Origin of the sequence: Thauera sp. WB-2 (assembly GCF_027594845.1) — a bacterium.
GTDB lineage: Bacteria > Pseudomonadota > Gammaproteobacteria > Burkholderiales > Rhodocyclaceae > Thauera > Thauera mechernichensis.
Map to the genome: position 1 here is coordinate 2,586,721 of NZ_CP088935.1, position 23,561 is coordinate 2,610,281.

Here is a 23,561-nt window from a genome sequence, read left to right on the forward strand (position 1 = left end):
GGCACACGCCATCAGTACTTGATCCGCGCGTAGTAGGTCTTCTCGGCGGCCTCGCGTGCCTCGCGCAAGGTTCGTATGCCGCGCTCCGCCAGCAGCGGAACGAGCTTGAGGAACACTTCTGCGGTCACGATCGCGTCACCCAGCGCAGTATGACGACCGATGATGGTCAGGCCCATGCGCTCGGCAATCGCCTCGAGCCTGTGCGACTCCTGATTGGGGTGGATCACCGCCGACAGCAACAGCGTGTCGATGACCGGCTGGTCGAACTTCAGCCCCGTCTGCGCCTCCTTGAGCTGCAGGAAACGCATGTCGAACGCAGCGTTGTGCGCGATCAGCACGGTATCGGCAGCAAACGCGTGGAAGGCCGGCAGTACCTTGTCGACGGTCGGCTGGCCACGCAACATGTCCGAGGTAATGCCGTGGATCTTGGCCGATTCGGCCGCAAGCGGACGCTGCGGGTCGATGAGCTGCTCGAACGATTCGCTGCGCAGCAGCTTGCCGTTGAGGATGCGGGTGGCGCCGATCTGGATGATCTCGTCGCCCTGGGACGGATTCAGGCCGGTGGTCTCGGTGTCGAAAACGGTGTAGGTCAACTCAGAGAGCAGGCGGTCCTCGAGGCCATGGGATCGGTCAGACCACGCAAAGAGGTCGAAATCGTAGTACTCCGGCCGGCTCTCGCCACGCAGGTAGTTGTCGACGACTGCCGCTTCCTGCGGCGTGGCCGCGGGCAGCACAATGCGGAAGAACGCGCGGTGACGCACCTTCTCGCGCTCGAGCCACATCTCGCCATCATGGCGGTCGATGACGTCGCGCACCGTGAGCGGACTGCTTTCGCCCTCGATCTGCATCGGTTCGAGTTCCCAGCTCATCACCGTCTCGGTGCTCATGGCCTGGCCTTGCCAGATGAGGTCGAGATGCAGCAGCCGCCCTGCGCCGCTGAGCCGGAAACGGATTTCTCGCACTTCGAACTCGTCGGACAGGCGGCTCGCCAGATATGTGATTGCCTGCATGAGCGAGAAGCTGTCGACCTTCATCCACAGCGACTCGTCGACCTCCTCGAGCTTGGTGCGCAGCGAAATGCGGCTCTCGATGCGCCGCTGCACCGCCGAGATCAGGTCGGCGCCGAGCATCTCCTCCAACGGCCAGCGCGCCTTGAGCGAGTCGGCAAACTCGTTTGCGGTCTGGTTGAGACGGCTTCCCATTGCCTCGACCTCATCGCGGATCACACCACGGAAGCGCTGGCGCATCTCGTCGGGCAAATCGGCATAGTCGAGCATCTCGGCCGCCGCGCGCACGTTCGCCAGCGAGGCGCGATTGCCTTCGGTCAGCGAATGCAGCATCTGATCGCGACGCGACTCGGTCTCGAAGTTGCGCGTGATGTTGTCGAGCATGAGGATGAAGCCGGTCAGTGTGCGTTCGGGCGCAACGGCCGGCTCGCTGTCCGCCGCTTCGGCTGCGGCACTGCCTTGCGTCGGCTCGACCACCGCCACTGCATCGGCCGCGGCATCGCTGCGCGGGGGGGCGATCACCGACAGCACCGGGGCCATCTGCACGCGCAGCAGTTGCCCCGCCTTGGTGGTGGTGACGAAATTGGCCTGCGGCTGCGCAACACCGCGGCGCAGGCGCTGCTGGATGGTGTCGAGCGCGTGTGCAATGAGGTTGCGCTCGAATACGCCGTAGATCGATCGCCCAAGGCCGATCAGCTCACCGCCACCGGCAACAGCCGGCGCATCCGAGAGCGCTCTGAACTGCGTGCGCGCACGGTTGTTGTAGAGCAGGATACGGCCATCGAGATTGCACACGACCACGCTCTGCGTGAGCTCGGACATGAGTGCCGCCAGGCGGTTCTTCTCGAGCTCGACGGACTCCTTGGCGCGCGTGATCTGCGCCTCGACGTCGGTCAGCAACTCGTCACGCTGGGTGGCAAGCTCGTTGGCGGCGACTGCAAGCGCCTGCACTTCGGGCGGCCCATCGGGCTGCACTCGAAAGCCACGATTGGCTCCCAGCATCAGGCGCAGGTGTTCCGACATGCGCAGCAGGCCCTGCACGTACTGCCGAAACAGCGCGCGCACCACACCCACGCCGGCCGCAAAGCCCAGCGCCGTAAGCATCGTCCCCAGGGTCAGGTGGGGGGCGATCACCTGGATCAGCTGCTGGCGCCCCTCGTCCTGTGTCTCAACCCAGATGATCAGCGCTGTCAGCAGAAAAGGGCCGGTCATGAGCAGGAACAGCACGATCACCGCGAGTATGAAACGCGTACGTGCCTGCATCGATCAGCCCTCCAGCAGGCTGCGTACCTTTTCCACCAGCTCCTTGGTGGAAAAGGGCTTGGTCATGTAGGCGTCTGCCCCCAGGGCGAGGCCCTTGGCAACTTCGGTGTCGCGCCCCTTCGCGGTCAGCATCAGGATGCGCACCGACGCCAGCGCCGGATCAGCCTTGATTTCCTGGCAAACCTCGAAACCACTCTTCTTGGGCATCATCACATCGAGCAGGACCAGATCAGGCTGGTCGGCACGGATGCGCTGCACGGCTTCCTCACCGTCATTGGCGATCGCCACCTCGAAGCCTTCGCGCTTCATGAGGAACTCGAGCGAAATGACGATGTTCTGCTCATCGTCGGCAATCAATATTTTCTTGTTCATTCAGACTCCTCCCCGCCACTATTCTAATTCATTGGGCCCGGCCGCCGCAGCCAACGGCAGTTCGAACGAGAAGGTCGCCCCCTCGCCCGGCGTCGACTCGAGCCACAGCCGGCCGCCGAAATGCTCCACGATCTGCAGGCTGATCGGCAGCCCAAGCCCGGTTCCTTGCGGGCGCGAGCGCTCGTCGCCGCCCTGCCGGAACTTCTGGAAGATCACCGGGAACAGCCCGGGATCGATACCCGGGCCGTTGTCCTTCACATCGACGCGCAACTGCCGGCCATCGCAGCGCAGGCTCACGTCGACGCGACCATCATGCTGCGGCACGAACTTGGCAGCATTCGACAACAGGTTGAGCATGACCTGCAGCAGGCGGTCGTGGTCCGCCCGGATGAGCGGCACCCCCTCTGCAAGATCGAGGTGCACCTCGGCGCCGCGGTCACGGAAGAGTTGCATGGTGGCGTCCACCGAATGCTGGACCAGTTCGTGCATATCGACGTCGGTGTTATGCCACTCGGCATGACCCGACTCGATCTTGGCCATGTCCAGAACCTGGTTGACCAGGCGCGTGAGGCGCACCGTCTCGGACACGATGATGCCGAGGAAGCGCTGCCTGTCGTCGACGGAAATGTCCGGATCGTCGACCATCATCTCGGAGAAGGCGCGGATCGAGGTGAGCGGCGTGCGCAGCTCGTGCGTCACAGACGACATGAAATCGTCCTTGAGCCGATCGAGCTCCTTGAGCTGCTCGTTGGCCGCGCGAAGTTCGGCAGTCGCCGCCTCCAGCGCCAGCGACTTCTCCTCGAGCTTGTGCGAGTAAGCGCGCACCTGCGAGGCCTCATCGAGGATATCCATCACTTCGCCAAGGCCGAACGGTTCCTCCTGCACCACCGTGGCCACCATGACCCTAGCCGAGGCACTGCCGATGGCACCGGCGAGCAGGGACTCCGCGAAGTGGGCCAGGTCGGGGTCGGCCTTGAGCTGGTCGATGCGCTCGTAGCCATGTGATCGCGCGTACGCGCCAAACGCCTCCTCGGTGCGGCGCTGGCCGAGAAAGCGGGCCACCAGCGGGAGCAACTCGCGCACTTCGGCCCCGGTCCGCCAGAAACTGGTCGGCGCCGCCTCGCCGCGCCGGAACACGTCGACGAACAGCGCCCCCTGGGTCGCCTCCGCACCGGTCGGAACCCGTAGCAGCGACACCAGCACATAGCAGCCGATGTTGGCGAGCAGGCTCCAGAACAAGGCATGGCTGATGTTGTCCCAGCCGCTCAGGCCAAAGAGTTGCTCGGGCCTGAGCAGGGAGAGCCCGAACAGGCCCTGCTCCATGAAGCCAGGGTCCAACCAGCCCGACTTGGCGAACGAGGGCAGCATCAGCGTGTAGCCCCACACCAGGAAGCCCGCCAACAGACCGGCCAGAGCCCCCTCCCGGGTTCCGCCACGCCAGTACATGCCGCCCAGCATTGCCGGCGCGAACTGGGCGACCGCGGCGAAGCTGATCAGGCCGATGCTCACCAGCGCATAGGCCTCACCGGCCAGGCGGAAGTACACATAGCCCAGCAAGAGCACGACGACGATCGCCCCACGGCGTATGCCGAGCAGCAGCCCGGTGAGATCGCGTTCGCCCGCGAGGTTGAGCCTGCGACTGCGCAGCAGCATCGGCATCACCAGGTCGTTGCAGACCATGGTCGACAGCGCGATGGCCTCCACGATGACCATGCCTGTGGCCGCCGACAGACCGCCGATGAATACGAACAGTGCAAGTGCAGCGTTGTCGTGCGCCAGCGGCAGCGAGAGCACGAAGGTATCCGGGTCGACCGTACCCTGGCCGAAATGCAGCAGACCACCGAGCGCAATCGGGATGACGAAGATGTTGATCGCCAGCAGGTAGGCCGGGAACGCCCAGGTGGCACGGCGCAGGTGCTGCTCGTTGACGTTCTCGACCACCGCGATCTGGAACTGGCGCGGCAGGAAGATGATCGACAGCATCGCCAGCAACACGTGGGCGAACCAGCCTCCGTAGCCCAGCCGTCCGGCGCTGTCGAAGGCAAGCACACCTGCAAGGTCGGGCGCCGCCATCGCCCGTGCGTAGAGGTCTCCAAAACCGTCGTAGAGCCAGTAGGTGACGTAGATGCCGACGGCGAGGAACGCGAGCAGCTTGACCATCGACTCGAACGCAATCGCCGCCACCATGCCTTCGTGGCGCTCGGTGGTATCGAGGTGGCGGGTGCCGAACAGCACGGTGAACGCAGCAAGCGTAAGGGCGATGTAGAGCGTGCTGTCCCGCCACCAGCCCGCGGCGGTGGCAGCGACGGCCTTGGACGCCGGGTCATAGCCGCCGACCAGCAGCGCGTAACCCGTCGATATTGCCTTGAGCTGGAGTGCGATGTAGGGAACGATACCGACCACCGCGATGACAGTGACCAGGCCACCGAGCAGATGGCTCTTGCCGTAGCGCGAGGCGATGAAGTCCGCGATCGAGGTGATGCGGTAGCTGCGCGCGATGCGGATCATCTTCAGCAGCACCAGCCAGGCCAGTGCCAGCCCCAGCGTGGGACCGAGATAGGTGGGCAGGAAGGAAATGCCCCCCGACGCGGCGCGGCCGACGCTGCCGAAGTAGGTCCATGCGGTGCAATAGACCGCCAGTGACAGGCTGTAGACCCAGGGGTTGGAAATGATCGAGCGCCCTTGGTCGGCGCGGCGGTCGCCAAAATAGGCAACCGCGAACAACAACAGCAGATAGGCGAACGAGACGCCGACGATCAGCCAGCCCGGCAGCATCGCGCCCTCCCCATCAGCGCGCGCCCCGCTCGACGATCCAGGCCACCGCGACGATCAGCGCAAGCCATGTGCCGAACAGGTAGACGTGCAGCAACGGCAGTCCGAACAGGCTCAACTGCCGGTCGAACAAGGACAGGATCGGATAATTGAGCAACAGCATGCCGGCGATGAACACGGCCACCAGGCGCTGCCCGGCCAGTCCCTTGCGCATCATGACCTCCCATGATGTCGGCCCTGCCACAATGGCGAACGCGCCGCCCCGCTCTTGCAGGCGGGGTCGGCGCTTCGCACGATCAGGAAGCACGCATTGCGCGTGCCCGGTCTCCCCCCATGTGCCCGGATACGTGCCCGGGCCTCCCCCTGTCGTTCATTGGCGGCCGGACCCGCAGGCCCGGCCGTGTCGGATCAGCCCTTGAGCTGTTCCAGGATGGCCGGGTTCTCCAGCGTCGAGGTGTCCTGCGTGACATCCTCGCCCTTGGCCAACTGGCGCAGCAGGCGGCGCATGATCTTGCCCGAGCGCGTCTTGGGCAGGTTCTCGCCGAAGCGGATGTCCTTGGGCTTGGCGATCGGACCGATCTCGTGGCCGACCCAGGCCTGCAGCTCCTTGATCACCTTGGCCGCTTCATCGCCGGTCGGGCGTGCGCCCTTGAGCACCACGAAGGCCACGATGGCTTCGCCGGTCACATCGTCCGGACGACCGACCACGGCAGCTTCCGCCACCTTCTCGTGTGCCACCAGGGCGGACTCGATCTCCATCGTGCCCATGCGGTGACCGGAGACGTTCAGCACGTCGTCGATACGACCGGTGATGGTGAAGTAGCCCGTCTCGGCGTCACGGATGGCACCGTCGCCCGCGAGGTAGAGCTTGCCCTTGAAGTCCTCGGGGTAGTAGGTCTTCTTGAAGCGGTCCGGGTCGCCCCAGACGTTGCGGATCATCGACGGCCACGGCTTGGTGACCACGAGGATGCCACCCTGACCCCAGGGCACCTCGGTACCGGTTTCGTCCACCACTGCCGCCATGATGCCCGGGAAGGGCAGCGTGCAGGAACCCGGAACCATCGGCGTTGCGCCCGGCATCGGCGTGATCATGTGCGCGCCGGTCTCGGTCTGCCAGAAGGTATCGACGATCGGGCAACGGCCGCCGCCGACGTTCTCGTAGTACCACTCCCAGGCCGCCGGGTTGATCGGCTCGCCCACCGAACCCAGGATGCGCAGCGAGGACAGGTTGTACTGCTTCGGATGCACGGCGGGGTTGTTGTCGGCCGCCTTGATCAGCGAGCGAATCGCGGTGGGCGCGGTGTAGAAGATGCTGACCTTGTGGTCCTGGATCATCTTCCAGAAACGACCGGCATCCGGGTAGGTGGGCACGCCTTCGAACACGATCTCGGTCGCGCCGCAGGCGAGCGGGCCGTAGGTGATGTAGGTGTGGCCGGTGACCCAGCCGATGTCGGCGGTGCACCAATAGACGTCTTCGGGCTTGATGTCGAAGGTGTACTTCATCGACAGCACCGCCTGCAGCAGGTAGCCGCCCGACGAGTGCTGAACACCCTTGGGCTTGCCGGTGGAGCCGGAGGTGTAGAGGATGAACAGCGGGTGTTCGGCCTCGACCCACTCGGGCTCGCAGGTCTCGGACTGGCTGGCCACCGCCTCGTGGTACCAGGTGTCACGTCCGGCGACCATATTGACGTCGGCGCCGGTGCGCTTGACGACGATGACATTCTTGACCGAATCACACCCGCCGAGGGACAGCGCCTCGTCGGCGATCGGCTTGAGCGGCAGCGCCTTGCCACCGCGGAACTGGCCGTCGGACGTGATCACGGCGACCGCTGCCGCATCCTCGATGCGGTCACGCAGGGCTTGTGCCGAGAAGCCGCCGAAAACGATGGAGTGCGTCGCACCGATGCGCGCGCAGGCCTGCATGGCCACCACGCCTTCGATCGACATCGGCAGATAGATGATGACGCGATCGCCCTTCTTGACGCCCATGCCACGCAGGGCGTTGGCGAACTTGCTGACGCGCGCGAGCAGGTCCTTGTAGGTCACCTTGGTGACTTCGCCACTGTCGGCTTCGAAGATCAGCGCGACCTTGTCGCCCAGGCCATTATTGACGTTGCGATCAAGGCAGTTGTACGAAACGTTCAGCTTGCCGTCGGCAAACCACTTGAAGAACGGCGCGTTCGATTGGTCGAGGACCTGGGTGAAGGGCTCCTTCCAGTCGAGCAGCTCCTTCGCACGACGGCCCCAGTAGCCTTCGTAATCGTCCTCGGCCTCCTTGCACAGCGCACGATACCCGTCCATGCCGGACACCGCTGCGTTACGGACCATCTCTTCCGAGGGGTTGTAGATACGGACTTGCTGCTCATTGGACATGCTCACCTCTCCTCAACTGTTCAAATGGTTGAAGCTGACCCTTTGCGGGTCCTCGACTGGTTGGTTCCAGTCTTGAAATCGGTTGCTGTAGCCGCTGACTCGGCTGCTGCCGGATCGCAGGCATTTAAGAGCTTGTATCTTACACAGGACTTACACAGGGCCAACAAGGCTCCGAACCGACGCTGCGCGCGCTCGGTGCTAGAATCCCGCGGTTGATCGAATACTGCGATCCAACTGCGCCATTCTGCCCCCATGCCATCCGGAGACCAAGCGTCATGACGATTATTCGCGAAGAAGACCTCATTCAGTCGATTGCGGATGCGTTCCAGTACATCAGCTACTACCACCCGCTCGACTACATCCAGGCCCTCGGCGAAGCCTACGAGCGCGAGGAAAGCCCGGCCGCGAAGGACGCCATCGCACAGATCCTCACCAATTCTCGCATGGCTGCCGAAGGCCATCGCCCGATCTGTCAGGATACCGGCATTGCCGTGGTCTTTCTCAAGGTCGGCATGAATGTGCAGTGGGACGCAAGGATGAGCGTCCAGGAGATGATCAACGAGGGCGTGCGCCGCGCCTATAACAGCCCCGACAACATGCTGCGCGCGTCGGTGCTGCTCGACCCGGCCGGCAAGCGCCAGAACAGCAAGGACAACACCCCGGCGGTGGTGCACTACGAGATCGTCCCCGGCGACGATGTCGAGGTCATCTGTGCGGCCAAGGGCGGCGGCTCCGAGAACAAGTCGAAGATGGTGATGCTCAACCCGTCGGATTCGATCGTGGACTGGGTCATCAAGACCGTACCGACCATGGGCGCCGGCTGGTGTCCACCGGGCATCCTTGGCATCGGCATCGGCGGCACGCCCGAGAAGGCCATGCTGCTGGCCAAGGAATCGCTCATGGAGCCGGTGAACATCCACGAACTGCGCGAGAAGGCCGCCTCGGGCGCCAAGCTGAGCCGGGTGGAGGAACTGCGCCTCGAGTTGATGGACAAGGTCAACGCGCTCGGCATCGGCGCCCAGGGCCTGGGCGGTCTGACCACCGTGCTCGACGTCAAGATCATGGACTACCCGACCCACGCCGCGTCGCTGCCGGTTGCCATGATTCCCAACTGTGCCGCTACCCGCCACGTGCACTTCCATCTCGACGGCTCCGGCCCGGCCCACCTGCCGACGCCCAGGCTGGAGGACTGGCCCCAGGTCACCTGGAAGGCCGACACCAATGTCGCCACCCGCGTGAACCTCGACACCCTCACCAAGGAAGAGGTCGCCTCGTGGAAGCCGGGCCAGATCCTGCTGCTCAACGGCAAGATGCTCACCGGCCGCGATGCTGCGCACAAGCGCATCGCCGACATGCTGGAAAAGGGCGAAAAGCTGCCGGTCGACTTCACCAACCGCGTCATCTACTACGTTGGCCCGGTCGACCCGGTGCGCGACGAAGTCGTCGGCCCCGCCGGCCCCACCACGGCCACCCGCATGGACAAGTTCACCCGCATGATGCTCGAGAAGACCGGGCTCATCTCGATGATCGGCAAGTCCGAGCGCGGCCCGGTCGCCATCGAGGCCATCAAGGACAACAGGTCGGCCTATCTGATGGCGGTCGGCGGCGCGGCCTACCTGGTATCCAAGGCGATCAAGGAAGCGAAGGTCGTCGGTTTCGAAGACCTCGGCATGGAAGCGATCTACGAATTCACCGTGCAGGACATGCCAGTGACGGTCGCGGTCGACGCCAATGGCACCAGTGTGCATAACACCGGCCCGAAGGAATGGCAGGCCCGGATCGGCAAGATCCCGGTCGCTGTCGCCTGAGATCGCCTCACACCCTGCTCGGGGTAATCGCAAGGGCCACCGCCTGGACGTTGAGGCAGGCGGTGGCCAGGAAACCTCGCGGCTGGCGCAGCTCCCACGGGGCAACGAGGCGCCTTGGGCTTGCTGTAGGAGCGGCGCCAGCCGCGAGCCTCTGTAGGCGCCCGTGTGCATCGCAGTCGCGCATCGATCCTAGGCGAGCAGCCTGTTTATCTGTCCGAGCATCACGTCCAGGCGCCTGCGCACCGCGCCAAGCCCCTCGACGACGGCCGCTGCATCGGCCGCCCGGTAGTGTGCCGCAAGCGTCTCGATGGTCTCATGGAGCAAGTCGTGCGCCTGCGCCAGCTCGCGCAGCACGACCTCTTCATGACGCTGCTCGGCAAGCGCGAGCTCGATCCAGCGCCCGAGACTGCAGCCATGAACCACAAGCCGGTTGTCGATCTGCGTGCCATCGGCAATCTTGGCGGCAAGCGCGCGTACCAAGGCGCGGTGCTCGACCTGCGCATACACCAAGGCAAGCTCCTCGCGTGACAGCGCTGACTGTCGTCGCCAGCTCGCCGGCGGCGCCCATGTGGCAACCCACTGCGGCAGGGACTCACCCTCCATCGGCCGTGCAATGACATAGCCCTGCCCGACCTCGCACCCGAGCTGGAGCAGCACCCTGCCATGGGCCTCCGACTCGACGCCCTCGGCCACCACCTCCCGGCGGAAGGCGTGTGCAAGCCCCATAACCGCTTCGAGAATTGCCAGATCCTCAGGGTCGTCGAGCATCTCGCGCACGAACAGCTGGTCGATCTTGAGACGTGCGGCGGGCAGGCGCTTGAGGTAGGCCAGCCCCGAATAGCCGGTTCCGAAGTCGTCAAGCGCGAAACTGACACCGATGCGCGCACAAGCCTCCACGATCTGCGTCACCCGCGTCATGCTCTCGAGCGCGCTGCTCTCGAGCACCTCGAGTTCGAGACTGCCCGGTGCCAAGCCCGGATGACCGGTCAAGGCCTCCTGAAGGCGCATCATGAAATCCGGGGCCTGAAGGTGGCGCGCCGAGATATTGACGCTCACCGGCACCGTCAGACCCAAGCTCTTCCAGCGCTCGAGCTGCTCGAGCGCTGCCGAGATCACCCAATCACCCAATGCCACGGCCACCGGCTGGTCCTCGACCATAGGCAGGAAGGCCGCCGGCTCGATCAGGCCCAGCTCGGGATGCTGCCAGCGGATGAGCGCCTCGACGCCAGTGAGCGCCCCGCTGCGCATATTGACCTTGGGCTGGTAGAACAGGACGAACTCGTCATTGGCAAGCGCTTCGTGGATCCGCGCCACGCCCTCGTGCCGCCCGCGCACATCGCGGTCCTGGTCGGTGTCGAAGAAATGATAGCGATTCTTGCCCGCAAGCTTGGCCTGGTACATGGCCAGATCGGCCTGGCGCAGCAGTTGGTCGGGCTCCAGCGCCTCCTCCTGAGGGTAGAGCGTCAGCCCGATGCTGGCCGAAACCTGGAGCTCCGCGCCACCCACCTGCACCACCTGGGCGACCGCCTGAAGCAGGCGCTGGACGAGGTGCTTGCAGGCAGGCAAGTCCGGCAGATCCACCAGCACCGCGACGAACTCGTCGCCACCGAGCCGCGACACGCTGTCAGCGTCGCGCAAGGTGCCCTTCATGCGCGCGGCCACCGTCGTCAACAACTGGTCGCCGACGTGGTGCCCATGGCCGTCGTTGACCTCCTTGAAGCCGTCCAGATCGATGTAGGCCACCGCCAGCAACTGGCCCCGTCGCCGCGCCTGCGCCATGCTGCGACTCAGGCGGTCATGGAGCAGCACGCGATTGGGCAGGCCGGTCAGCGCATCATAGTGGGCGACGTACTTCAGTTGCGCCTCGTGTTCTTTCTGGATGGTGATGTCGTTGAGCGTCCCGGAGATCCCCTGCACCTCCCGCCCGGCACCGAGTACCGGGCGGGCATGGAGCTCGACCCAACGAAACCCTCCGCCGACCCGCAGGTAACGCAGTGCCTGCGTGCACGAGGCCTCCTCGCGCCGCATGAGCAACTCGAACACCTCCTGATGGAGATGGCGGTCATCCGGGTGCACATAATCGACGAACGGCCTGCCGATGCTCGCCTCGACCGTGAAACCGGTCAGCTCATGCCAGGCCCTGTTCAGGAACGCGCAGCGCCCATCTGCATCCACCTGAAAGATGACCTCGCGCACGCTCTCGACCACGGAGCGGTAACGCGCCTCGCTCTCGCGCAGGCTCTCGTCAACCCGCTTGCGCTCGATCACACCGGCCAGGGCATTGCCGACCAGGCTCATCAAGGTCTTTTCCTCGCCCGACCATTGCCGGCGGCAGCGTACCGAATCGAGGCCTACGAAACCCAGCAGCCGGCCGTTAACCACCATTGGCGCCGCCAGCGTTGACTGGATGCCCTGCGACTGGAGCAGCTCACGATCCTGACGCGCACACTCCGGCAACAGGGAAACATCGGGGAAATCCACGATCTCGAGACGCTTGATGATCTGGCAGAACAGCGAGCCCTCGAAGCCCACGCCCTGCAGGTTGTGCGCTTGTGGCGAGACGCCCGGCGCACACCATTCGTGCGTGTTGCTGACGCTGCGACCGTCCTCGGTGATATCGAACACGAATGCGCGGTCGGCATCCGCATAGCGTCCGATCTGCGCCAGGGCACGCAGAACAAGGCCATCGACCTCGTCCGCCCGCGCGGGCATCAATTCCGATGAGATACGCGCCACCATCCGGCCGAAGGCGATACGACGCGTCAGTGCAGCCTCGCCACGCTCGCGGATCAGCTCCGCACTGACCGGACCGTCGAAGATCTCAAGCAGCTCGCGCACACCCTGCTGGTCATCCAGCGGCCGTCTCGACATTCCGACCATCAAACCCAGTGCCTGCCCCTCCTTGTCGGCGAGCGGCACACCGCAATAGGCCTCATAAGCACCGTCCCGCAAGCCGGGATCATCGGGAAAACGCGCCGCAACACCGCTGCCGATGACCACGCTCCTGCCCTGAAGCGCCAGCTCCGACGGTGTTCCAGCCAGCACGTAGCTGAACGGCTGAACTGCCGCGCCGTCCTTCCAGCCGGCACGCACATTGATACGGCCGCCCTCTTCCAGGCATTGCCCAACGAACACCAGATCAAGATGCAGGGCCTCGCCCACATGGCGACATACGGCCTCGTAGAACGCATCTCCCGAGAGCATGGTGTAGCGTGCGGCCAGCGCATCCAGGGCCAGACCAGCACGCTTGCGGTCGGTGACATCCAGGCAATAGCCGATGTAGCCGAGAAAGCGCCCACTGCTGTCGTAGCGCGGACTGCCTTCGTCCGATACCCAGCGATAGCCGCCATCTACATGACGCAAGCGATACTCCAGCCTAAACGGCTCCTGCGCCGCGAACGCACGTTCGTAATCCGACAGGCATTGCGCCCGGTCGTCGGGATGAACACCCTCGGCCCAGCCCTCGCCCAACTCCTGCTCGAGACTGCGGCCGGTGAATCGCAACCAGGGCTCGTTGAAATAGCTGCAGCGCCCGTCGGCACCCGACGTCCAGATCAGGGCCGACCCGCTGTTGGCAAGGTTGCGGAAGTGTGTCTCGCTCTCGAGCAAGGCCTGTTCGGCCGCATTGCGCTCCTGCTCGAGCCGCAAGGCCACGATCATGCTGGTGCACGTCGCCAGCATCGGTGCAAGATCGTCCACGAGCACCCGATCGTAGCCCCCGGGGGCATTGGCCAGGCCAACAATGCCGACCAGCTGCGCGCCCTGGATGAGCGGCAGGCCAAGAAAACCCCTGAGCGGCGGATGGCCTTGCGGAAGACCGCAACTGCGCGTATCCGTGGCGGGAGCATTCGAGATCACCGGCGCCGCCGTGCGCAGGACAGCGCCGTAAAGGCTGTTCAGCTCGCGAAACTCGAAACCACCGGCGCGCGCACGTTCATACAGTGTTCGGGTGTGGGCATCCCAAGCCACATCGGTAAGCCCATGCATGCGCACGAAGGGCTCGCCCAACTCGTCGTGCAGGACCTCACCGATGAACCCGTATTCGCTGTCGCTAAGCCCGATCAACTCGTGAAGCATGCGCTCGAAGACCTCGTGCGCAGCACCATCGACGAGAAAATCGCGTTGCACGGCGACGAGGGCGGACAGCATTCTCGCCTGCCGGCGGGCACGGCGACCAATCTGTTCGGCATACGAAGACATCTCGCTCGTGCCTGCGGCGGGCAAGGTCAACGCAGGCCCCGCATCTACGGACGCACTCTGGGCTGAAGGAAGGGGGCGCCGGGGCATAGGTATGACGAACTCGATGGCAGACGCATCAGCGCATGATAACGCCGCCAGGGGAACCCAAGAAGCCGCAGCGCGGCCCGAATGCAAAAAGGGGCGGCAGTCCAGATGACCGCCACCCCTTACTGGCACTGCCCGCGCGGGCTTATTTCGCCAGATGCTCGGAGAGCTTGAGCCAGGTGTCCACCACCGTGTCCGGGTTGAGCGAAATGGTCTGGATCCCCTCGTCCATCAGCCACTCGGCCAGATCCGGATGGTCCGACGGCCCCTGGCCGCAGATACCGACATACTTGCCCAGCTTGTTCGCTGCGCGGATCGACATCGACAACAACTGCTTGACGGCCGGGTCACGCTCGTCGAATGCGTGCGCCACCAGTCCGGAATCGCGGTCGAGGCCCAAGGTGAGCTGGGTCAGATCGTTCGAGCCGATCGAGAAACCATCGAAGTGCTCGAGGAACTGCTCGGCAAGGATCGCGTTGGACGGGATCTCGCACATCATGATCAGCTTGAGGTCGTTCACGCCACGCTTGAGACCATGCTCGGCGAGCAGATCGACCACGCCCTTGGCCTCTTCGACGTTGCGCACGAAGGGGATCATGATCTGCACGTTGGTCAGGCCGAGCTCGTTGCGCACCTTCTTCATGGCTGCAACTTCCATCTCGAAGCAGTCACGGAAACTGTGCGCGATGTAGCGCGAGGCGCCACGGAAGCCGAGCATCGGGTTCTCTTCTTCCGGCTCGTAGATCTCACCGCCGAGCAGCTTGCGGTATTCGTTCGACTTGAAGTCGGACATGCGCACGATCACGGGCTTCGGATAGAAAGCCGCAGCGATGGTCGCCACACCCTCGACCAGCTTCTCGATGAAGAACTGCTTGGGCGTCGCGTAGCCGCGCGAGCGACGGTTGATCTCGTCGCGCAGGTTGGCAGGCACCTGGGCGATGTCGAGGATCGCCTTGGGGTGGATGCCGATCATGTTGTTGATGACGAACTCCAGGCGGGCGAGACCGACACCGCCATTGGGGATCTGCGCGAACTCGAAGGCGAGTTCCGGGTTACCCACGTTCATCATGATCTTCACCGGGATCTCGGGCAGGTTGCCCATGTCGGTGGTGATGATCTCGAAATCGAGCTTGCCGCGGTACACGTAGCCGGTGTCACCCTCGGCGCAGGACACGGTGACCGATTCGCCCTCGTGCAGCACTTCGGTGGCGTTGCCGCAGCCCACGATGGCAGGGATGCCCAGTTCGCGCGCAATGATCGCAGCATGGCAGGTACGCCCGCCGCGGTTGGTGACGATGGCGCTGGCGCGCTTCATCACCGGCTCCCAGTTGGGGTCGGTCATGTCGGTGACGAGGATGTCACCGGCCTGGACACGGTTCATCTCCGAGGCGTCGCCAACCACGCGCACCACACCGGCACCGATCTTCTGACCGATTGCGCGACCGTGGGTAAGCGCCTTGCCGTACTGCTTGAGGCGGTATTTCTCCATCACCAGGCCGGAATCCTGGCTCTTCACCGTCTCCGGGCGGGCCTGCAGGATGTAGAGCTTGCCATCGACACCGTCCTTGCCCCACTCGATGTCCATCGGGCGGCCATAGTGCTTCTCGATGATCACCGCATAGCGGGCAAGCTCGAGCACGTCCTCGTCGGTGAGCGAGAAGCGCATGCGATCGGCCTCGGGCACGTCCACCGTGCGCACAGAGCGTCCGGCCACCGCCTTGTCGGCGAAAACCATCTTGATCAGCTTGGAGCCCAGGTTGCGGCGAATCACTGCCGGCTTGCCCAGCGCCAGCGTGGGCTTGTGCACATAGAACTCGTCCGGATTCACCGCGCCCTGCACCACCGTCTCGCCCAGGCCATAGGACGCCGTGATGAAGACCACCTGATCGAAGCCCGACTCGGTATCGATCGAGAACATCACGCCCGAAGCGCCGGAATCGGAACGCACCATGCGCTGCACGCCGGCAGACAGCGCGACGTCGGCGTGGGCGAAGTTCTTGTGTACGCGGTAGGCAATGGCGCGGTCGTTGTAGAGCGACGCAAACACCTCCTTCATGGCGTGCAGGATGTTCTCGTAGCCGTGGATGTTGAGGAAGGTCTCCTGCTGGCCGGCAAAGGAGGCATCCGGCAGATCTTCCGCAGTGGCCGACGAGCGCACGGCGAAGCTGCCCTCACCCTCGGCGGTAAGCTGCTCGTAGGCGGTCTTGATCTCGGCCTCGAGCTTGGCCGGGAAGGGAATGTCTACGATCCACTGGCGAATCTGCGCACCCGTCTTCACCAAGGCATCGACGTCGTCCACGTCCAGCGCATCGAGCGCTGCATTGATGCGATCGGCCAGGCCGTCATGGGCGAGGAACTCGCGGTAAGCCTCGGCCGTGGTCGCAAAACCACCCGGCACACGTACGCTGGCGGGCAACTGGCTGATCATCTCGCCGAGCGAGGCGTTCTTGCCGCCGACCTTGTCGACGTCGGTCATGCGCAGTTCGTTGAAAGGAATCACGTAGCGTGTCATGTGTGGCTTCCGCAAATGTTGGAGAAAAAGCAAAATATCGAAGTCAGCAGTTTACGATTTTTTGTGCTGTGCCGCACGACAGGGTTTGCCCCAATGCCAGGCCCCCCTGCTCGCCCCCACCGTCCTGGCACCCAAGGCTCCGATCATGACCGACACCCCGCGCCGCACCGTCTTCTTCGTCTCCGACGGCACCGGCATCACCGCAGAAACGCTTGGCCATAGCCTCCTGGCCCAGTTTCCCGAGGCAAAATTCCGCCAGGTGCGCGCGCCCTTCGTCGACGACATCGACAAGGCGATCGAATGTGCGGCGCAGATCCGAGACGCTGCACTCGAGGATGGGGTGCGCCCGATCGTGTTCAGCACGCTCGTCAATCAGGCGACGGTTGATGCACTGCACAAAGCCGACGCCCTCTTCCTTGACCTGTTCGAACGCTTCATCGGCCCGCTCGAGACCGAACTCGGGCAGCGCTCCACCCACGCGGTAGGGCGTTTCCATGGCATTGCCGACAGCACCAACTACAAGCACCGCATCGAAGCCATCAACTTCGCCATGGCCCACGACGACGGCATTTCGAGCGACGGCGAACTCGCCGAGGCCGACGTGATCCTGGTCGGGGTATCACGCTCAGGCAAGACGCCCACCAGCCTTTACCTGGCCATGCAGTTCGGCGTCAAGGCGGCCAACTACCCCCTCATTCCCGAGGACTTCGAACGCAACAAGCTCCCCGGCGAACTGCACAAGTATCGAACCAAGCTGTTCGGCCTCACCATCGCCCCCGAGCGACTGTCGCAGATCCGCCAGGAGCGACGCCCCAACAGCCGCTACGCCTCACTGGAGAACTGCCGCTACGAGATCGACGCCGCACAGAAGCTCATGCGCCGGGAGAACATCCGCTGGCTCGAATCCACGACGAAATCCATCGAGGAGATCTCCGCCACCATCCTGCAGACCGTGCGCGTCGACCGGCCCGGCTTCTGAACCAACGACAACAGCATTCACCCATAGCCTGCCTGGGCGGCGCAATGGGCTAGAATGCGGGCTTTCCGGCGCGGCGTGCATGCGCTGCAGCCATAGCCAGAACAGCAACGGAACCCCAACAATGAAAAGAACGCGCCTCAAGCGCCGTGGCGGCCTCGGTCGCACCGCAGAACAACTCGTCTGGCTCGCCAGCGGGCTGGCCGAATCCGGCAGCCGCATCGAGGACCGCTACTGGGAAGCACAACTCGCGCACCTCATCGACGAACTGCTCGCCAGCAACGACGAAGACAGTCTGAACACCGCGCTCGACCACCTCTACAGTGCCGACTCGCGCGCTTACGATGAGCTCGCCGATCATCTCGAGTCGCGTGCCGAGTGCGCAGGCGGCGCCTTCGACAGTCACGACGTCGTCTTGCTCGCAGCCCCCATCCTCGCCTGGTCGCGCTTCCGCATCCCCGCCACGAGCCTGCCGGCCGCCATGGTCGCCAACCTGCGCGTGCACCTGCAGGCCCACGTCCTGTCGAAGGACGCCCGCCTCTCGGTAGCCGATTTCCTCTTCAGCCCCGACCAACTGCCTCAGGGCTACTGCAACACGGCAGAGTTCGCCAAGGTGATCGGCGGTGCCGCCATCGACAACAGCGACCTCCATATCGACACCGAAGGCATGCCGGAGACTGCCCAGTTCCTGTCGGATACGCGCTACCTGCTCGCAGCCGTCGCGGTGCCACGTGGCGGCCCGGTGTTCCGCTGGCAGGAGGCTGACGGCAGCCGCGACACCGCGCGCGATCAGTGGCGCACCCAGGGCGGCGCCTGTCTCGGCCCGCTCTTGCCGGGCTGCGCAATGGACCCTGTGCTCCCCGAAACCTACTTCGCAGCCAGCAGAGCGGCCGACAAGGACAGCCGCCCGTACTCGGTGCGCGCATCCGTCGCCTTCCTCGCCACTACGCTGGAGATCCCCGCCGCAAACCTGCGCGCAGTCGTCGCCCCGTTCTGGGAACGCAATCTGGAGGAATACCGCATCGGCTTCGCGCTGCGCGAGCGCGAAGGCGTCGTCCACGGCGTGGTCTGGCCGCTGCTGGGCGCCGAGGACGAAACCACCGACTGTCCGGCACAGATCGAGGCCGTGCTGCGCGAATCGGGCGTCAGCGATATCGTCCTGCTCGACCACCAGTTCCCGCTGGAGTACTGCGATGACTGCGGCGCGCCGTACTATCCGTCCGCTGACGGCGAGACGGTTCATGCGGAGATGCCCGAGGAACAATCAGGGCAGGCACCGCGTCATCTGCACTGAGCCCCTCACATTGCGGAGAACGGAATGAGCGACGACCCCACCCGGACCGAGGCCGAATGGCGTGCCCGGCTGACCGACATGCAGTATCACGTCACCCGTGAAAAGGGCACCGAACGCGCCTTCACCGGCGAGTACTGGAACGTGTGGGACAAGGGCGCGTACAACTGCGTATGCTGCGGCGCCCCGCTCTTCCGTTCCGAGCACAAGTTCGACGCGGGCTGCGGCTGGCCCAGCTTCTTGACAGTAGCCGAGCCCGACAACGTCGACACCGCGGTCGACCGCAGCCACTACATGGTTCGCACCGAGGTCCTCTGCCACCAATGCGGCGCCCACCTCGGCCACGTCTTCGAAGACGGCCCCCAGCCCACCGGCCTGCGCTACTGCATCAACTCGGCGTCGATCAAGCTGGAGAAGAGCGGGGAGTGACCGACGAGGGCTGCACGAACTCACACGTGGCCCGCTGTATCGTCAAGCCGGTTGGCGTTATCACGGAACACCTTGCGCAAGGGTTCCGAGATCCGGCAATCGCTCGCAGCCGCGTTCCAGAACACAAGCGCCTGCCTGCAGGCCTCCAGCCAGATGGCGCGCTCGCCGGGGAGCGGCAAGGGCGGTTGCCACACCTTCGCAGGCAACTCGCCGCCGGGCAGCGGGGCATAGTCCATCGGCACCATGTCGTAGGCCGGCGCCGGCGTGAGCTGACCACCCACAACGCGAAACGCACAATTGCCCAGATGCATGTCGCCGTTGGCGATCAGGCGCCCGAACCACCACAGCCGGCCGATGCTCACCGCATCCTCGGGCGACAGCAAACCCGCAGCAACCAGCGCGTTGGCATGGTCCCGCCAGTCGCGTGCGCCCAAACCCAGCAGATGCGCACTGACCGCCTGCAGGCTGACGACCGGCAGTCGCCCGAATCGACCCAGCCGATCGAAACGCTCCGACTCGAGGAAAGTACGGCCCTTGCTGGAAAGGATACGGCTTCGAGCAATCTCGACGCCGCCCAGCCCCTGCGCCACGCTGAGCGCGAGGTGCTCGCAGACCAGCAAGTCGGCCCAGCGCTGCCCGCTCTCCCCCGCACCAGAGAACTTCACCAGCACATGCGGCGTTTGCTGCCCCGGCAGTTCTCGCAGCGACAGGAACTTCGGGAACTCGCCCGCCGCGCTGCTACCTGCCACGCCCAGCGACACGCTGCGCTCGGCCGATTCGTGATACGCGCCAAGCAGCCTCGATTCGGTGAGCACCGGCGTCGGCGCCAGCACCTCAGCCTGCCAGAGCCGCGCCGCCTGCTCACCAAGGATCAGGTGACCGGGCAGGTCAGCGCCGCGGCGACTCAGGATCCAGGCGATCTCGTCATCGCCCCAGTCGCGCGGGTCGTCGGGCACCTCGAGGTCCAGGTGAAGCTGGCGCGCGAACTGCCTCCCAAGGTAGCCCTGCGGCTGCATGTCGTACAGCGGATAGGGCAACCCAGCCCACCACCCGTCTCGCGCCTCGTCATCGACCGGAAACCCGAGCCTGTCCAGCGCACACCACGCCCCCTCTGGCTGTAGCAGGCGCAGGACCCCGCCTTCCTGCAGCCGCCCATCTGCATCGACGTGAAAAAGCGGAAGCGGTGCTGAGGATCCACGCAAGGCGCGGCAGGCAGCATATCGGGTTCGCCCTGCCGCACCGCCACGGCACACGTCCGCGCCAAGTTCTCCCAGCAGACGCAACACCGTCCGTGGCGACACCTCGGCCTGCCGCGCCAAGTCCGTGGCCCGCACGGGCCCACGTCGCAAGGCGGCCAGCAGGCGCTGCCTGATGTCAGGGTTCTTGGTACGCATAATGTCGAGATAGCATTCGGACGAAGTGCTTATAAAGCATAGCGCCAAACGAAAAAATGAGCGCTTAATGTCTGGATTTTTGTCTTGATTTGCAGCGCATGGACGAAAAAAACCCGCGCCAGCCACAGGGGCCGCGCGGGTCTTGATCAGGCAAGGTCTGCGCTTACACGCGTTCCCACACCGTGGTGATGCCCTGGCCGCCGCCGATACACATGGTGGCAACGCCGTAACGGCCGTTCACGCGGATCAGCTCATGCAGCAGCTTGGTGATGATCACCGAGCCGGTCGCACCCACCGGATGGCCGAGCGAGATGGCGCCGCCATTGGGGTTGACCTTGGCGGTGTCGAGCTCGAGGCCACGATTGACTGCGATCGACTGTGCCGCGAAGGCCTCGTTGGATTCGATCACGTCGATCTGGTCCAGCGTCAGGCCGGCGCGCTGCAGCGCGAGCTTGGTGGCCGGGATCGGGCCTTCGCCCATGATCTCGTTGGGCACGCCCGAGATGGCGTAGGACACCAGGCGGGCGATCGGCTTCTGGCCCGCGGCGGCAGCCTTGGCAGCATCGGCCATCACCAGGAAGGCAGCGGCGTCGTTGATGCCCGAAGCGTTACCTGCAGTAACCGAACCGTCCTTCTTGAAGGCCGGCTTCATCTTGCCCAGCGCTTCCATGGTGGTCATGCGCGGATGCTCGTCGGTATCGAACACCACGGTGCCCTTGCGGGTCTCGAAGGTGATCGGCACGATCTGGCTCTTGAAGCGGCCATCGGCGATCGCCGCGGCAGCGCGCACCTGCGACTCGAGCGCAAACGCGTCCTGCTCCTCGCGCGAGATGCCCCACTTGGTGCACAGGTTCTCGGCGGTGATACCCATGTGGCCAACGCCAAAGGGGTCGGTCAGCACGGCGACCATGGCATCGATCGCCTTGGTGTCGCCCATGCGCGCGCCGCTGCGCAGCGCCGGCAGCAGGTAGGCACCGCGCGACATCACCTCGACACCGCCACCGATGGCGTAGTCGGCGTCACCCAGCATGATGGCCTGGGCCGCGTTGACGATGGCCTGCTGCGCCGAACCGCACAGGCGGTTGACCGCGAAAGCCACCGAGTCGGTCGACATGCCGGCGTTGACCGTCGCCACACGGGCAACGTACGCATAGCGGGAGTCGGTAGGAATGCAGTTGCCGACAGCCGCGAACTGCACCGCCTTGGGATCGACGCCAGCGCGCACAAAGGCCTCCTTGGCCACGACGGCGCCCAGCTCGGACGGCTCCATGTCCTTGAGCGAGCCACCGAAGCCACCCACCGCAGAACGAACAGCACTCAGAACAACGACTTCACGATTTGCCATATCCGACACTCCCTGTTTTTGAACTCAAACCCACTACCTGCCGACCCACCCGGCTGCACCGAGCAAGACGAGCAGGAACAGACACACGAACAGTGCCCGCCAAAGCAGGCCTACCGTGCTTTGCATGTGTTCGACGCCTGCCTCGCCACCCAGCCCCATTTCGGGGCGATCGACGATCACGCCGGACTCGTGGACCGGCATGCCGAGCCTGACTCCCAGCGCACCGCCGCCACTTGCAATCAGTATAGCCGACGACCTGTCGGGCCACAGCACGGCCTGCGACCGCCAGCAATAAATTGCATCCTCGAAATTACCCATAACGGAAAACACCGTCGCAGTGATCCGCACCGGCACCCAGTCCAGCGCCTCGAAGGCTGTGCGCGCAAAACGGCCAAAATCGCCGAAGTCCGCATCAGCACGCGCGCCCCAAAGCGCATGCAGTGCCCGCGCCGCGAGGTACATCACCGCACCGCTCGGCCCCGGCAGCAGCACGAACCAGAACACCACGCCGAACACGCGCCGATGGGCGGCAACCAGCGCCATTTCGATCGACATGCGCGCGACCTCGTTCACGCCCGCCGCGTCGTAACGCCCGCCACGCCACTCGGCGAGCAGGTCGCGCGCGCGCGCCAGCTCTCCCATGCGCAAGGCGAGGTGAATCTCGCTGAACAGGCGACTGTCGTTCCCAAAGCCCATGCACAGATAGAGCACGGCAACATTGAAAACGAAGGCCAGCAGCGGATGCAGCTCCCACAGCAGCCAGTAGGCGAACGCCGTACCCAAGGTCCCGCCAAACACAAGCAGCAGCCAGGCGAACCGTCCGTTGCCCGCACTGCCGTCATTGAAGCGCGCCACCGCCCGCTCTGCCGCCGAATCCAGCAGCCGAACAATCAGCGGGCGCGCAGCCAGGGGACGAAGCTGCTCGGCCAACAAGGCCAAAAGGAGCGCAATGAGTGTCATGCGGAGGTGGCCAGCAGGCTGTTATGAGGTCGGATCGTTCAGAGGGTGCGCTCGCCACATGATGGCGCTGCAACCATGCCGACCCATCGAAGATAACACAAAGGCCAGGCACATCAGGGCGGGCATCAGCTGTCCTGCGCACCCACCTGCATGTGCAACAAGCGGTACATCGACATGATGATGCCCGCCGTCGCACCCCATATGAAGTAGCCGTGATACGGCATGGCGTGAAAACGCCGCACCCGCCCCTCATGCACGATGCTGTGCTCTTCGTGGTTGGCCGGGTCGAGGAAATGCGCCAGCGGCACCTCGAAGGCCTCCGCCACCTCGAAGGCGTCGAGCTTGAGCTCGAAGGGCGGATGCACCAGCCCCACCACCGGCGTCACCCGGAACCCGGTGCCTGTGAGGTAGTCGGGCAGCGCACCGAGCAACTCCACATGGCGACGGTGCAAGCCGATTTCCTCTTCGGTCTCGCGCAAGGCAGTATCGACCGCCGACGCATCACCTGCCTCCACCCTGCCGCCGGGAAAGCTGATCTGCCCGGGATGGTGGTGAAGGTGCTCGGTACGCTTGGTCAGCAGCACGGAGGGTTGGTCTTCACGCACGACCAAGGGTACGAGCACGGCGGCGGGCGTTGGGTTGGACAGTGCCTGCAGATCGGCCCAGTCACCGGTTGTCTCCGCAGCCCCATGCTGAAACTGGACGAGCAACTCCCGCAACACCTTTGGCGAGAGCCCATGGTTCAGTCGGTCAGCGCGTACTTTCATGGCAGAGG

General features: G+C 64.7%; 15 protein-coding genes. 4 read left to right on the plus strand and 11 right to left on the minus strand.

From position 1 onward, the window contains the following. Window positions 1-11: 11 nt before the first annotated feature. The 5 genes from LQF09_RS11875 to acs form a co-directional block, all read right to left on the minus strand. Window positions 12-2,270: an exonuclease domain-containing protein gene (locus tag LQF09_RS11875; RefSeq protein ID WP_002927273.1), complete on the minus strand. Its 2,259-nt coding sequence runs from the start codon at window positions 2,268-2,270 to the stop codon at window positions 12-14. Window positions 2,271-2,273: 3 nt separating this feature from the next. After that, window positions 2,274-2,642, minus strand: coding sequence for a response regulator transcription factor (locus LQF09_RS11880; protein ID WP_002935554.1), 369 nt, complete (start codon window positions 2,640-2,642; stop codon window positions 2,274-2,276). An 18-nt stretch (window positions 2,643-2,660) separates the two neighbouring features. Then, window positions 2,661-5,417, minus strand: coding sequence for a sensor histidine kinase (locus LQF09_RS11885; RefSeq protein ID WP_002927276.1), 2,757 nt, complete (start codon window positions 5,415-5,417; stop codon window positions 2,661-2,663). Window positions 5,418-5,430: 13 nt separating this feature from the next. Next, window positions 5,431-5,628: a hypothetical protein gene (locus LQF09_RS11890; RefSeq protein WP_198291886.1), complete on the minus strand. Its 198-nt coding sequence runs from the start codon at window positions 5,626-5,628 to the stop codon at window positions 5,431-5,433. Between the two features lie 194 nt (window positions 5,629-5,822). After that, entirely contained in the window at window positions 5,823-7,787 is a 1,965-nt protein-coding gene (acs, locus tag LQF09_RS11895; RefSeq protein ID WP_002927278.1) for an acetate--CoA ligase, read from the minus strand. A gap of 275 nt (window positions 7,788-8,062) precedes the next feature. Here acs and LQF09_RS11900 point away from each other — a divergent pair, with 275 nt between their 5' ends. Then, a complete protein-coding gene (locus tag LQF09_RS11900; RefSeq protein ID WP_002935544.1) occupies window positions 8,063-9,595 on the plus strand; it encodes a fumarate hydratase in 1,533 nt (510 codons plus the stop codon). 189 nt (window positions 9,596-9,784) lie between these two features. Here LQF09_RS11900 and LQF09_RS11905 read toward each other — a convergent pair whose 3' ends face one another. Continuing rightward, a complete protein-coding gene (locus tag LQF09_RS11905; RefSeq protein ID WP_270068039.1) occupies window positions 9,785-13,744 on the minus strand; it encodes an EAL domain-containing protein in 3,960 nt (1,319 codons plus the stop codon). A 280-nt stretch (window positions 13,745-14,024) separates the two neighbouring features. Then, window positions 14,025-16,391 (minus strand): phosphoenolpyruvate synthase, encoded by a 2,367-nt coding sequence (gene ppsA / locus LQF09_RS11910; RefSeq protein ID WP_002927282.1) that lies wholly within the window; start codon window positions 16,389-16,391, stop codon window positions 14,025-14,027. A 145-nt stretch (window positions 16,392-16,536) separates the two neighbouring features. Here ppsA and ppsR point away from each other — a divergent pair, with 145 nt between their 5' ends. The 3 genes from ppsR to msrB all read left to right on the plus strand — a co-directional run bounded on the left by ppsR (window position 16,537) and on the right by msrB (window position 19,087). After that, a complete protein-coding gene (gene ppsR, locus LQF09_RS11915) occupies window positions 16,537-17,370 on the plus strand; it encodes a posphoenolpyruvate synthetase regulatory kinase/phosphorylase PpsR (protein ID WP_002927313.1) in 834 nt (277 codons plus the stop codon). Between the two features lie 121 nt (window positions 17,371-17,491). Continuing rightward, a complete protein-coding gene (locus LQF09_RS11920) occupies window positions 17,492-18,661 on the plus strand; it encodes a DUF2863 family protein (RefSeq protein ID WP_002935532.1) in 1,170 nt (389 codons plus the stop codon). Window positions 18,662-18,685: 24 nt separating this feature from the next. After that, window positions 18,686-19,087: a peptide-methionine (R)-S-oxide reductase MsrB gene (msrB, locus tag LQF09_RS11925; protein ID WP_270068040.1), complete on the plus strand. Its 402-nt coding sequence runs from the start codon at window positions 18,686-18,688 to the stop codon at window positions 19,085-19,087. 20 nt (window positions 19,088-19,107) lie between these two features. On the opposite strand, the gene yjjJ is transcribed toward msrB, so the two are convergent. From yjjJ to LQF09_RS11945, 4 genes are all read right to left on the minus strand, one after another. Next, entirely contained in the window at window positions 19,108-20,481 is a 1,374-nt protein-coding gene (gene yjjJ, locus LQF09_RS11930) for a type II toxin-antitoxin system HipA family toxin YjjJ (protein ID WP_270068041.1), read from the minus strand. 163 nt (window positions 20,482-20,644) lie between these two features. Further along, a complete protein-coding gene (locus tag LQF09_RS11935; protein WP_002927331.1) occupies window positions 20,645-21,826 on the minus strand; it encodes an acetyl-CoA C-acyltransferase family protein in 1,182 nt (393 codons plus the stop codon). Window positions 21,827-21,859: 33 nt separating this feature from the next. Next, window positions 21,860-22,786, minus strand: a complete 927-nt coding sequence (locus tag LQF09_RS11940; RefSeq protein ID WP_002935523.1) for a CobD/CbiB family protein — start codon at window positions 22,784-22,786, stop codon at window positions 21,860-21,862. A gap of 125 nt (window positions 22,787-22,911) precedes the next feature. Further along, the gene (locus LQF09_RS11945; RefSeq protein WP_270068042.1) at window positions 22,912-23,553 is read right to left on the minus strand and encodes a CoA pyrophosphatase; all 642 of its coding nucleotides are present in this window, start codon (window positions 23,551-23,553) and stop codon (window positions 22,912-22,914) included. Window positions 23,554-23,561: the final 8 nt, after the last annotated feature.

What these genes read in the sequence shown, in the direction of transcription:
- LQF09_RS11875 (WP_002927273.1), bottom strand. Translation starts at nt 2,270, where the DNA reads ATGCAGGCACGTACGCGTTTCATACTCGCGGTGATCGTGCTGTTCCTG.
- LQF09_RS11880 (WP_002935554.1), bottom strand. Translation starts at nt 2,642, where the DNA reads ATGAACAAGAAAATATTGATTGCCGACGATGAGCAGAACATCGTCATT.
- LQF09_RS11885 (WP_002927276.1), bottom strand. Translation starts at nt 5,417, where the DNA reads ATGCTGCCGGGCTGGCTGATCGTCGGCGTCTCGTTCGCCTATCTGCTG.
- LQF09_RS11890 (WP_198291886.1), bottom strand. Translation starts at nt 5,628, where the DNA reads ATGCGCAAGGGACTGGCCGGGCAGCGCCTGGTGGCCGTGTTCATCGCC.
- acs (WP_002927278.1), bottom strand. Translation starts at nt 7,787, where the DNA reads ATGTCCAATGAGCAGCAAGTCCGTATCTACAACCCCTCGGAAGAGATG.
- LQF09_RS11900 (WP_002935544.1), top strand. Translation starts at nt 8,063, where the DNA reads ATGACGATTATTCGCGAAGAAGACCTCATTCAGTCGATTGCGGATGCG.
- LQF09_RS11905 (WP_270068039.1), bottom strand. Translation starts at nt 13,744, where the DNA reads ATGCTGTCCGCCCTCGTCGCCGTGCAACGCGATTTTCTCGTCGATGGT.
- ppsA (WP_002927282.1), bottom strand. Translation starts at nt 16,391, where the DNA reads ATGACACGCTACGTGATTCCTTTCAACGAACTGCGCATGACCGACGTC.
- ppsR (WP_002927313.1), top strand. Translation starts at nt 16,537, where the DNA reads ATGACCGACACCCCGCGCCGCACCGTCTTCTTCGTCTCCGACGGCACC.
- LQF09_RS11920 (WP_002935532.1), top strand. Translation starts at nt 17,492, where the DNA reads ATGAAAAGAACGCGCCTCAAGCGCCGTGGCGGCCTCGGTCGCACCGCA.
- msrB (WP_270068040.1), top strand. Translation starts at nt 18,686, where the DNA reads ATGAGCGACGACCCCACCCGGACCGAGGCCGAATGGCGTGCCCGGCTG.
- yjjJ (WP_270068041.1), bottom strand. Translation starts at nt 20,481, where the DNA reads ATGCGTACCAAGAACCCTGACATCAGGCAGCGCCTGCTGGCCGCCTTG.
- LQF09_RS11935 (WP_002927331.1), bottom strand. Translation starts at nt 21,826, where the DNA reads ATGGCAAATCGTGAAGTCGTTGTTCTGAGTGCTGTTCGTTCTGCGGTG.
- LQF09_RS11940 (WP_002935523.1), bottom strand. Translation starts at nt 22,786, where the DNA reads ATGACACTCATTGCGCTCCTTTTGGCCTTGTTGGCCGAGCAGCTTCGT.
- LQF09_RS11945 (WP_270068042.1), bottom strand. Translation starts at nt 23,553, where the DNA reads ATGAAAGTACGCGCTGACCGACTGAACCATGGGCTCTCGCCAAAGGTG.